The sequence below is a fragment of the Vibrio sp. GJ43-1 genome (assembly GCF_055808835.1).
The window spans coordinates 726313-737841 of the sequence record NZ_CM147884.1 but is presented as its reverse complement, the minus strand read 5'-3'; the positions used below and the strand labels follow the sequence as shown (position 1 = coordinate 737841).

Below are 11529 nucleotides of genomic sequence, written 5' to 3'. Positions count from 1 at the left end.
ACAAAAAATGGCACCGTCGTGGTGCCATTTTTATAAGAGTTCAACCGTGAATTACACGCTCTCATTCTCATTTTGTCTCACCCGATCCGCAAGTTGCTTGTACTGATCAGCAATGGTGTCGCCAAATACCGGATCGTCATCCACTTCGGTCCACAACGCTTCTACTGCTTGCCAATCCGCAGTCGTAAACTTTTTCTCAATCAACGGCAGCACCGACTGCTCTTCAAGATCAAGGTGTTGCTTTTGATTGCGAATGAATTCCGCTAACTTAGTGGAAAAAATCTCATGAGGCACCACCGCGTCTTGTAAAATCATCTCGACAATCGCGAGAAAATCATGGGTTTTATCCGACAATTCGTGGTGCTCTATTTCAAGATTTGAAATCGTCACTTGCTGCCCGTAGTGCTCAATAAAATAACGATAGAGGATATCTTCTTTCGGGTGGTGTATCTTTTCAGAGTGCACCGTCAGATAATCGACAATCTCTTTGATGAGTGAATAATTGACGGGCTCCTCACGTTCCAGCAGGTGCAACTTACGATTCAGTATCGCGAGCAAACGAACCATATAGCCGTGCTCGCGCCTTATTCTTTCGATCATCATCGCCTATCTCCCTTAAGTCCTTATTCTTAATAAGTGTATAGGAGATTTAGAAAGTGTGCTTTGACTATGCTCGAAAAACAGACAATTAGCCTTCGCAACTAACAAGCTTAGGCTGCCAATCAATAGCGGTTTTACCCATATTTTTCAGCAGCATATTAGTTTGAGAAAAGTGCTGGCAGCCAAAAAATCCGCGCCGTGCAGAGAGAGGAGAAGGGTGTGGGGCGGTAAGCACATGATGGCGTTCACGATCAATCATCATACCTTTTTTCTGAGCATGCGCGCCCCAGAGTAGAAAGACAACGCCTTCACACTGTTGGTTAAGGGTATCCACAATATGATCGGTAAATACCTCCCAACCTGCTTTGGAATGAGAATGAGCAGCCCCTTGCTCGACAGTTAAGACCGTATTTAGCAGCAATACGCCTTGTTGTGCCCAGCTTTTTAAATAGCCATGCGTAGGAATTTCAAACCCAGAGATATCCTCAGCCAATTCTTTATAGATATTGACCAGCGAAGGCGGCGTTTTCACACCAGGTAAAACAGAAAAGCACAAACCATGAGCCTGCCCCTGCCCATGATAAGGATCTTGGCCTAATATCACGACTTTAACCGCATCAAGATCGGTCAGTTCAAAAGCATTAAACACGTCTTCCTCAGGTGGATAAATCACCTTTCCCGCTAGCCTTTCTTGCGCGACGAAAGATAACGTCTGCTTGAAGTACGCTTGCTGATGCTGGCTTTCTATAACATCACGCCATGTAAGTGTCGTCATTCGTATTCCCCAGAATTTAAAACCCTGGGGAGTTTATCATTGCAAAAGTCACCATCACTACAGATTTAACAACAGTAGACTCGAACGGCACTTTTAATGACCTTTTTGCTGTGGGGTTCGAAAGTGTCCCTGCCCCGTCACGTGGCGATTGGGAACAGGATAGCGGCTTGCGCGCATGGCATGGGGTTGGGAAGCAACAGTTCGAGACATAATGGCACCTACTTATTCACACTACTTAAATTCACACTATTATTGTTGATGATTCATTTTCCAGAATCACACTTTTATGCAACGTGCATGAAACTAAGTATGAAAGAAAGATGCCAAAGATCCATGTAGTGATCAAAAAAATCATCTTTTAATGGCAAATCGTCTCAATTGTTGGATTTCATCAGCCCAAATTTCAGGCTCAATCGTTTCTAAAATCAATGGGATAGAATCAAATCTCTCATCTTGCATAATATACTCAAAACATGCCCAGCCAATCTCACCTTTACCTAAGGACTGGTGACGGTCAACACGGTCTCCCAGGGCTATCTTTGAATCATTAAGGTGCATCGCGCGCAAATAGTGCATACCAACCACCCTATCAAATTCTGAAAATGTTGAGTGGCACGCTTGCTTGGTTCGTAAATCATAACCCGCAGTAAAGGTATGACAGGTATCAATACAAACCCCTACACGACTTTTATCTTCAACTTTATCAATGATGTGAGCAAGATGCTCAAAGCGCCACCCTAAGTTAGTACCTTGACCAGCCGTATTTTCAATCACCGCAACGACGTTGGGAATGCGCCGATGTGCGATATTGATCGATTCCGCAATCCGATCTAAACACACATCTTCAGCTATCTTTTTCAAATGACTGCCAGGGTGGAAATTCAGAAGTGTTAAACCTAGCTGCTCACAACGTGCCATCTCATCGACAAACGCTTCTCGAGACTTTGCCAACTTATCCTGCTCTGGTGCCCCTAAATTAATCAGATAAGAGTCATGGGGCAGGATTTGCTCAGGAAGAAAGTCATATTTACGACACTCAAGCTTAAACCTATTAATGGTTTCTTCGGTTAGTGGCTTTGCTGCCCATTGCCTTTGATTTTTGGTAAAAAGAGCAAAAGCATTCGCGCCAATTTCCGCCGCCCTCTGTGGCACATTATCTACTCCACCAGCCGCCGATAAGTGCGCCCCTATAAATTTATTCATACTTTATCAACCCGATCTATGTCACATATTTAAAACTGTTATTTAGCGATCTTATACTTTCACATTTAACTATTGAAGCCCTTGTTTTTCGGTCACCTAGCGCCATGAATCACTCAAAATGTAGTTTTATTACTACATTTGACACTTAAAATAAATTTTAATGTATAAAATATTGTTTTAAAGCCTTTGTTTAAGAGGGTTTATTGATATAGGTCAACAAAATAACCTTACTTAGATTAATGTTTTTTGTTGTAATTTGATCTAAATCAATACTAGAATACCTATTATTAGGTATATATAGCTCAGCTCAACAAAATTTGAAAATTAACACCACAACAATACCGCTTTAAAGTGGTTCAGGAGATAGTGATGATTCAAGGTATCCAAATTACTCAAGCAGCAAACGACGACCTACTAAATTCAATCTGGTTGCTTGACGGTGAAAAGAACGAAGCTCGCTGTGTTGCAGCAAACACAGGGTTTGAAGCAGACCAAGTCATTGCAATCAGTGACCTTGGCGAATACGAAAGCCGTGAAGTTGCGATTGAAACTGCACCTCGCATTGAAGGTGGTCAACACCTAAACGTCAACGTTCTTAAACGTGAAACACTAGAAGACGCGGTTGCACACCCAGAGAACTACCCTCAGCTAACGATCCGTGTATCGGGTTACGCTGTGCGTTTTAACTCTCTAACGGTAGAGCAGCAACGTGACGTAATCGCTCGTACCTTTACTGAGTCTCTATAATTTAGAGATCGCAGATATAGAAAAAACAGACGCTTCAGCGTCTGTTTTTTTATGCCCTGAATAAATCGAGGGTGTAAAAAAGCCTCCTTAAAAGGAGGCTTTTACGTCTTAGTTATTCGCGCCAGTGCCGTAGCGACTAGACATACAAACAAGAGAAGAACATTACTTTAGCGTCACTCGAGCGAACTTACGCTTACCAACTTGGTAAACCGCTTGCCCTGCAGCAGGGACTAATTTGGTATCTTCTACTTTTTCACCATCAATTTTCACTGCGCCTTGACGAATCATGCGCATCGCATCTGAGGTTGAACCGACTAAACCGAGCTTCTTTTAGCAGGTTGTTGATCGCAATTCCCGCTTCCAGCTCTAGCTCTGGCATTTCGTCCGGCATTGCGCCTTTTTGGAAACGGTTAATGAACTCTTGCTCAGCCGCATCAGCATCCGCTTGTGAGTGGAAACGTGCAATAATTTCTTTTGCTAGCAGTATTTTAACATCACGTGGATTCTTGCCCGCTTCAACGTCAGCCTTAAATTGCGCAATCTCTTCTAGTGGACGGAAAGACAGCAGCTCGTAGTAGCTCCACATCAGTACATCTGAAATTGACATGATTTTGCCAAACATTTCAGTTGGGACTTCACTCACACCAATGTAGTTGTGAGCCGACTTAGACATTTTCTTCTCGCCATCCAAGCCTACCAGCAGTGGCATCGTCAAGATAACCTGTGGCTTTTGACCATGTGCTTTTTGCAGTTCACGACCCATAAGCAGGTTGAACTTTTGATCAGTACCGCCTAACTCTACGTCCGTTTCCATCGCTACTGAATCATAGCCTTGCAGCAACGGATACATAAATTCATGAATCGCGATTGGCTGTCCATTGCTGTAACGCTTTTTAAAGTCATCACGCTCAAGCATACGCGCAACCGTCTGGTTTGCCGCTAAACGAATCATGCCTTCTGCACCAAGCTCAGACAGCCATTCAGAGTTAAACTGAATTTTTGTTTTCGCTGGGTCCAAAATTTTGAATACTTGCTCTTTATACGTCTCTGCGTTACGAAGCACATCTTCACGAGTCAGTGGTGGTCGAGTTGTGTTTTTACCCGTCGGATCACCGACCATGCCCGTAAAATCACCAATAAGGAACGTCACGTCATGACCTAAATCTTGGAACGTACGCAGCTTATTCAAAATAACAGTGTGTCCCAAGTGAATATCCGGTGCTGTAGGATCGGCACCTAGCTTAATACGTAGAGGACGGTTCTCTTTAAGCTTTGCAATGAGCTCTTCTTCTGGAATTAGCTCATCAACACCACGTTTAATTTCAGCCAATGCTGCTTCTAGGTTCGCCATTCTTGTTCACTCCCACAGATTTGGCAAAAATATAATAGTTGGACATCTTACTTGAATAGCGATGTTTTTTGAAACCAGTTAGACTAAATGGTTCAGGAAATTTAGAAAATAATGTTGAATTAATCACTCATGGTATCTGTTTTTAAGCGCCTCCCTTGGCTTCACCGAGCTCTTATCGCTTTTTTTACGGCGCTAATTGTTGTGGCACTCTTTCTGCCCGACGCCGCCGATCTTCACGACGACCCCAATAAACTGGAGGTAGGTAAGTACTACCCTCTGAAAATCAAAGCGTCGGCGTTAAGCATTGTTAACGAACAAGTCCCTACCGTTGTACTCAATTGGGAAGAGCATTCTGTTCGCTCAGGTGAAAGCGCAGCGATTCTTTTTCAACGGGTCGGTTTGTCCGCTCGACTGCTTTACGATCTCGTGAATACCAACAAAGACATTGAAAAACAGTTATCCAGGCTTCGACCAGGTGACAAGCTGATATTTGGCTTTGATGAAAATAATGAGTTACTGCAGCTAAAACGAAAGATCAGCGACTACGAAACGTTTGTTATCACTCGCACTGACAATGGTTTTCGCTCTGAGCTCAGCAAGAAAGAGATTGATTACCAATATAACTATGCTGAAGCGGATATCACCTCAAACTTCTGGAACGCGGGCATAGGGGCAGGACTAACCGCCAATCAAATCATGGAGCTTGCTTGAGTATATTTGGTTGGGACATCGACTTCGCTCTAGACATTCGCTCAGGTGACCATTTTGAGTTGCTGTATCAAGAGAAAGTGGTGGAAGGTGAAGTGATTGGGCGAGGTAAAATTATCGCGGCGGTATTTAAGAACCAAGGTGATACGTTTAAAGCTATCCTCGATGACAATACTGGCAGCTATTATGATGAAAATGGTCGCGCCATGAAGAAAGCCTTTTTGCGCTCTCCGCTTGATTTCCGTCGCGTTACGTCCAATTTTAACCCCACTCGTCGCCATCCGGTCACCGGAAAAGTAAGGGCGCACAGAGGAACGGATTACGCAGCACCAGTGGGAACGCCTATTTGGGCGGCCGGAGACGGGGTGGTACAAAAATCCAGTTACAACCAATTTAATGGTAATTACGTCTTCATTAAGCACAGTAATACCTATATCACTAAGTACCTGCATTTGACCAAACGTACAGTAAGAACAGGACAAAGGGTTAAGCAGGGGCAAACTATTGGTACATTGGGTGGCACAGGACGGGTTACCGGACCTCACTTGCATTACGAGTTCCTCGTCAACGGCGTGCACAAAAACGCAAGAACGGTCAAACTGCCGCAATCAAAATCGCTCGCAGGTAAAGCTAAGCAAACCTTCTTAGCCAATGCAGAAGTGCGCCTAAACAAAATGGAGCGTTACAGCGAGTTGCTGTTAGCTAAACCGTAATTGGGTTCTATGGTTCTATTAGATATAGAACATGACTGAATCACTCCCTGTAAAGCACAGCGTGCGTATTTTTAGCACGCACTGACTCTGACGCCATAAAAGCAAAAAAGCCCTCAGAACAGAGTTCTGAGGGCTTTTTTGTTATCGACCGATTACTTGTCTTTTTTATCGTGCTTATGAGGATGATCGTTGTACATCTCTTCAATTTCGTCTTGGTAGCGATCGTTAATCACTTTACGACGTAATTTTTGAGTTGGTGTCAATTCACCTTTATCCATCGAGAAGCCACGTGGCAACAATTTGAATTTCTTCACTTGTTCAAATTTAGCCAAACCCTTTTGCAGCTCAAATACACGCTTTTCGAACATCTCAACCACTTCATTGTGCTTAATCAACTCAATGCGATCGTGGTATTTGATGTTCAGTTCTTTGGCGTATTCTTCAAGCGTATCAAAACAAGGCACGATAAGCGCCGAAACAAACTTTCTGGTATCAGCAATCACGGCAATTTGTTCAATGTAATGATCTTTACCAATGGTGCCTTCAATCGCTTGAGGAGCAATATATTTACCATTAGAGGTTTTCATCAATTCTTTTATTCGGTCGGTAATAAACAGGTTACCATTAACGTCAAACTCACCAGCATCGCCAGTTTTTAAGAATCCATCGGCATCAAAGGTTTTCGCCGTTTCTTCTGGCATTTTGTAATAACCACGCATCACCATAGGACCACGAACTAAGATTTCGTTATTTTCGCCAATCTTAACTTCCGCTCCCGGCATCGGCATACCAATAGAGTCAGGGTTATAACAGGTATCATCCCAGCATGACACGGTTGCCGTGGTTTCAGTCATACCATAGCCAAGCTTAACGTTAATCCCAATCGCTTGGAAAAAACGTCCGATGGTTTCATCAAGCTTTGCACCACCGCATGGCATAAAGTTTATTTGACCACCAAGCAATTCACGTAGCTTATTTAGTACGATTTTATCCGCCAATGCATAGCTCTTTTTTAACATAAAAGAAGGCTGAACATTATCTTGGCGACATTGTGCCATTTTGGCCCCCATATTCACCGCCCAAGTAAACAATACCTTACGATGCACAGGGGCCTTAGAGACTCGCTCATGGATAGCTGAGAAAATCTTCTCATAAAAGCGTGGAACGGCGCTCATCACGGTTGGACGAATTTCACCTAACGCATCCCTGACTTGCATTGTGTCTTGCAGGTAACAGTTGGTTCCCCCTTTGTATAAAACATAGAAGGTCCAAGCGCGCTCAAATACATGAGATAACGGTAAAAAACACAGCGACACATCGTCTTCTGATAAGCTCAAACGTTCATCATGCCCTTTTAACTGAGCGCCAATGTTTTGGTAGTCCAACATGACGCCTTTTGGCTGTCCCGTTGTTCCTGATGTGTAGATAAGCGTCAAAAGATCATCAAAATTAGCCTGTTCAATTCGCTCTTGCAGCGTTTGTTCAAGGTGCTCTGGTTGAACACTTGGCGTGGCGATAAAGTCATCCCAACGTGTGACATAGGAGTCATCTGTGATCTCGATGTCGTCGCTCATCGCGACAATCCACTCTAATTGTGGACACTCTTCATAAATAGAAAGTGCAGCGTCAAACTGCTCTTGCTCGCCAACAAATAGAATGCGTACGTCAGCATTTTGAAGAATATAACTCGTTTGAGCTGGGGTATTTGTTGGGTAAATGGGTACCGTCACCGCCCGCAGTTGGAGCGAGGCGAAGTCAGCGATTGTCCATTTCGGCATATTATTGGCAATAATACCGATCTTATCTTGAGGTTGGATTCCTTTATTCAGCAAAGCGAGAGACAGCGCGTCAATACTAGCGCCAAACTCTTTCCAACTTATCCCTTGCCACACATTGTTAATCTTGTGTTTTAAGGCGATCTTGTCGCCACCTTGCGTGATCCTGTCGCGAATCTTTTTTACAATATGGAATTCTAAATTAGCCATGTTCTATCTTACCTTTAAGCGTACACATGTAAGCTTTTTCAGCGAACAAGTGTACCTATGATGGTAAAAAAGGCAACAGACTCAAATCAAAGTTATCAATAAATAATGTAACGAAAAAGCCCCTGATACTAGGCTTCAAAGCTAATATCAAGGGCTTATTCTCATTGGGTGTGAATTACGCTAGTGCGACAACTTCACCGCAAATCATCATCAGTTGATCACGCAACCAAATGTGACCTTTATCTTTTTCACTCGACTCATGCCAGCTTAGGTAGCCGCTAATCATCGCATTATCAAATGGCAAGGCAATGACTTGTAATTGATCTTTGTTGACCGCGTTTTCTACCATCCAGCGTGGTGCGATTGTCACAAGTTCAGATTGTCCAACCACGTATAGGACGTTGCTTAGGCTTGTGCCTTCATAAGATGCTTGGCACTCTAAATCTTTATAAGCATGCTCAGAGAAACTGCGAACACCGTGTACTTTTGACAGTTTCGCGTGCTTTTCATTACTTAGTTGAGCAACGCTCACCGCATTATGAATGCTTGGGTGGTTTTTCGACGCCACGACCACTAGCTCATCTTGGAAGATTTCTGTGCTCGAGAAACCTTGTGCATCGTAGCGTGCATAATCGATAACAAAGTCGATTTCTTGGTAGCGCATACGATCAGCCAGTTGGCGGTCCGCTTCAGCATCTAAATGCAACTGTACGTGAGGCGCCTGCTCACCAATGTTTTGCATGATTTTTGGCGCAAAGCGCATATCGCATGGAGAGCAAATCGCCATCTTAAACAGACGGGTTGATGTCTCTGGTGTAAAGATTGAGCTTGGTAGTTCATTGCGAATCAATTGTAATGCTTGACGAACAGGGCCAAACAACTGACGAGCGCGTTGAGTCGGCTGAATACCGCGACCTTGGCGCATAAACAACTCGTCATTGAACATCACTTTTAGACGCGCAACGGCGTTACTAACTGCTGGTTGTGACATTCCTAAGTTGTGCGCTGCACGAGTAATGTTTTGTTCCTGCATTACTGCGTCAAATACGGTTAATAGGTTTAGATCTACGCCACGTAATGTGCTTTCCATGCGGTAGCTAGCGATTGCGCTCATAGCATCTTTTTTGTCTAACATTTAGTAAGCCTCGTTAAATTTCAATCTCGAATATGTGGGTAAGGATTAAGCAGAAACGTATGTTGTCCATTTCTGTACCCTACAATGTTCTATTAATCCTCTGCATAGTTCGAGGACGAAGCAAACTATCCACTAATAATAACTTCAACACCAACTAGATTGATAAAGAATCATCATATTTTACCGACAACAATACAATAACCATAAACAACAATAGCTTACATGTATTATAAAAAAAGATAAATTATATTTTTGATAACTTTTGTTGCAAAGAACCTCTAAAATGATAAACGAACGCTATATGAGTGCAATTTAATGATAGAGCCCCTTCATCGCTATATCTTATAGGTCACCACCCGAACTACAACAAAAACACATAGGTCAGACAAATGATAGCAAGACCAATCATTCAAAATAAAGATAACCCGCTATCCTCCCATACGAAAAAAAGCGACTTATCGTCGCTTTTTCCTGCCGTTTATGTCTTTATCCGGTAAGACGTATTTGAATTTCGGAATATCAAGTAAACGTATCCATAAGAATCGTACTCACATCGACACATAACTTGGGAAATCCACTTTCTCCCATAGGCGTTGGCGCAAAGATTGGCTGCAATGCCACTCACCTGACATTAACCAATGAGCTATCTCGCTCGCCACATCAGGATAAACCACGCGCTCCGCTTGTTGCTCATCTAACCAATCCCTAACCATAGACGCGTTTAATGTATCCATACTATGAGCTAACCCAAGGCTTTCTAATGTTGCAGCATTACTTTGTTGTTCAAACTGCCCTTCTAAAGGCTTTACCAATAACTTCTTACCTAAGCTCAATGCTTCAGAAGGCAATTCAAAACCGCCATTTGCGATGACACCATTACATCGATGTAAGTCGACTTGAAAAGTCTGATGACTCAAGGGCTTCATCGTCAAATTCTCAATGGTTGCGATTTCAACGACATCAGGGTGATAACAAACAAATGGCTGATTAACAAAGCGAACCAAAAGATCAATGATGACATCGAGACTTTCAAACGGCAGATAAACCAGAACCATCTCTTCTGACGTCACCTCATGCGATTGAGTATGCACAATCGGTGGCAAAATAGGCTGATCAAAGTGATACCAATGCAATCCTAGTTGGTGATCCGAGGGTGCAAAATGTTGGATAATTTGGCTGTCCAACCAACTTGAGCCTTTTTGAGGTACGTCGAAGCGAAAAGCATTTTGATGACTGATACTCACCGTCGGCACTTTTTGGCGCTTCGCTGCCCAAGCCGAAATCGGCTCAAAATCGTTCACCACTAAATCATAATGGCTGACATCCAGTGATCGCGTTTCTTGCATGAAATGGAGTATGTTGTTATCCGTCGCCGTTTGCAGATAGTCAACTTTGCCATTTTTCGTTACGAAGCTAAATCCGCGCCGAGTTTGGTATTGCCCAAATTGCTCCATTGAAAAGTACTTATCTTTGTCACGACCAGAGAATAAAAAATCAACCTCGACATCATGAGATCGTAGTGCTTCACTCATGGCTCTCGCTCTAGCGATATGACCATTCCCGGTTCCTTGAACTCCATATAGAATCTTCACGCACATCCCCTTAAGCCAGTAGTTCGACGTAATCCAATACGACCGATTTTGACGTTATATAGTTCGAAAACACCCAGTTCAGCGCCAACATGGCACACAACGCACCAAGCACCGCACCTATTACAACATCCGTTAAAAAATGCACCCCGAGCAGCACACGCGACACCCCAATCAAGGTGGCCCACACAAGGCACACAAAGAACCAGTCTGGATAGAAATGACCAATAACGGTTGCCATTAAAAACGCAGCCGCGGTATGCCCTGACGGCAAACTGTAACGGTCGGAGGGGGTAATGAAAGGCTGAACAAACTGACAGAGTTCTTGGGGACGGCGACGTTTAAAACTGTTTTTTGCCACCCAATAGATAGGGAGTTCAATAGCAAAAGCGAGTAAGGCCACCGCCAAAAATGCCTCGCCGACACGCTCATCAAAAAACCAAACGAAGGCAGCTAAACAAGCATACAGGGGACCATCACCACTTCTAGAAATTAACCGCTACCAGTCGCGCGACTTGAGCATTAAAACGGTGATCCAAACAAAACAATGAAAACGCTAAATCGAAACGAGCAATCGGTTCAATAGTACGCATGACCTACTCCTTGTCATAGATAATCTCGTATGATCAAAAAATAGTCAGGTTGCATGACAGTTAGGTGACGAATTGTTGGAGATATGATGAAGGTGAGTGAGGTAAGAGCTTACCTCACTCATTTTACTTA

7 protein-coding genes and 3 pseudogenes are annotated in these 11529 nt (G+C 43.4%); 2 read left to right on the top strand and 8 right to left on the bottom strand.

The window, feature by feature from the left end; all coding sequences use genetic code 11:
* Positions 1-51 precede the first annotated feature (51 nt).
* From AC0L66_RS03495 to nfo, 3 genes are all read right to left on the bottom strand, one after another.
* A complete protein-coding gene (locus tag AC0L66_RS03495; RefSeq protein ID WP_265676439.1) occupies positions 52-603 on the bottom strand; it encodes a hemerythrin domain-containing protein in 552 nt (183 codons plus the stop codon).
* Between the two features lie 85 nt (positions 604-688).
* The gene (gene ung / locus AC0L66_RS03490; protein WP_265676442.1) at positions 689-1375 is read right to left on the bottom strand and encodes a uracil-DNA glycosylase; all 687 of its coding nucleotides are present in this window, start codon (positions 1373-1375) and stop codon (positions 689-691) included.
* A 351-nt stretch (positions 1376-1726) separates the two neighbouring features.
* Positions 1727-2578 (bottom strand): deoxyribonuclease IV, encoded by an 852-nt coding sequence (nfo, locus tag AC0L66_RS03485; protein ID WP_265676443.1) that lies wholly within the window; start codon positions 2576-2578, stop codon positions 1727-1729.
* 369 nt (positions 2579-2947) lie between these two features.
* On the opposite strand from nfo, the gene grcA reads away from it, so the two are divergent.
* Positions 2948-3325, top strand: a complete 378-nt coding sequence (grcA, locus tag AC0L66_RS03480; RefSeq protein WP_250617491.1) for an autonomous glycyl radical cofactor GrcA — start codon at positions 2948-2950, stop codon at positions 3323-3325.
* Positions 3326-3487: 162 nt separating this feature from the next.
* Here the strand turns inward: grcA and tyrS are convergent.
* A pseudogene (gene tyrS / locus AC0L66_RS03475) lies at positions 3488-4676 on the bottom strand (tyrosine--tRNA ligase).
* Positions 4677-4805: 129 nt separating this feature from the next.
* On the opposite strand from tyrS, the pseudogene AC0L66_RS03470 reads away from it, so the two are divergent.
* Positions 4806-6097, top strand: a pseudogene (locus tag AC0L66_RS03470) (peptidoglycan DD-metalloendopeptidase family protein).
* A gap of 152 nt (positions 6098-6249) precedes the next feature.
* Here AC0L66_RS03470 and AC0L66_RS03465 read toward each other — a convergent pair.
* From AC0L66_RS03465 to AC0L66_RS03450, 4 genes and pseudogenes are all read right to left on the bottom strand, one after another.
* Complete coding sequence (locus tag AC0L66_RS03465; RefSeq protein WP_265676222.1) at positions 6250-8082, bottom strand: AMP-dependent synthetase/ligase; 1833 nt, start codon at positions 8080-8082, stop codon at positions 6250-6252.
* 175 nt (positions 8083-8257) lie between these two features.
* Positions 8258-9217, bottom strand: a complete 960-nt coding sequence (gene leuO / locus AC0L66_RS03460) for a transcriptional regulator LeuO (RefSeq protein ID WP_473568393.1) — start codon at positions 9215-9217, stop codon at positions 8258-8260.
* Between the two features lie 548 nt (positions 9218-9765).
* Positions 9766-10809 carry an MJ1255/VC2487 family glycosyltransferase gene (locus AC0L66_RS03455; protein ID WP_473568391.1) on the bottom strand — a complete coding sequence of 348 codons (1044 nt, stop codon included), beginning with the start codon at positions 10807-10809 and terminating at the stop codon, positions 9766-9768.
* A gap of 10 nt (positions 10810-10819) precedes the next feature.
* Positions 10820-11399: pseudogene (locus AC0L66_RS03450) on the bottom strand (phosphatase PAP2 family protein).
* Positions 11400-11529 lie beyond the last annotated feature (130 nt).

Bases quoted from the DNA above. Each gene is read 5' to 3' on its own strand.
- AC0L66_RS03495 (WP_265676439.1), bottom strand. From the start codon at position 603: ATGATGATCGAAAGAATAAGGCGCGAGCACGGCTATATGGTTCGTTTG.
- ung (WP_265676442.1), bottom strand. From the start codon at position 1,375: ATGACGACACTTACATGGCGTGATGTTATAGAAAGCCAGCATCAGCAA.
- nfo (WP_265676443.1), bottom strand. From the start codon at position 2,578: ATGAATAAATTTATAGGGGCGCACTTATCGGCGGCTGGTGGAGTAGAT.
- grcA (WP_250617491.1), top strand. From the start codon at position 2,948: ATGATTCAAGGTATCCAAATTACTCAAGCAGCAAACGACGACCTACTA.
- AC0L66_RS03465 (WP_265676222.1), bottom strand. From the start codon at position 8,082: ATGGCTAATTTAGAATTCCATATTGTAAAAAAGATTCGCGACAGGATC.
- leuO (WP_473568393.1), bottom strand. From the start codon at position 9,217: ATGTTAGACAAAAAAGATGCTATGAGCGCAATCGCTAGCTACCGCATG.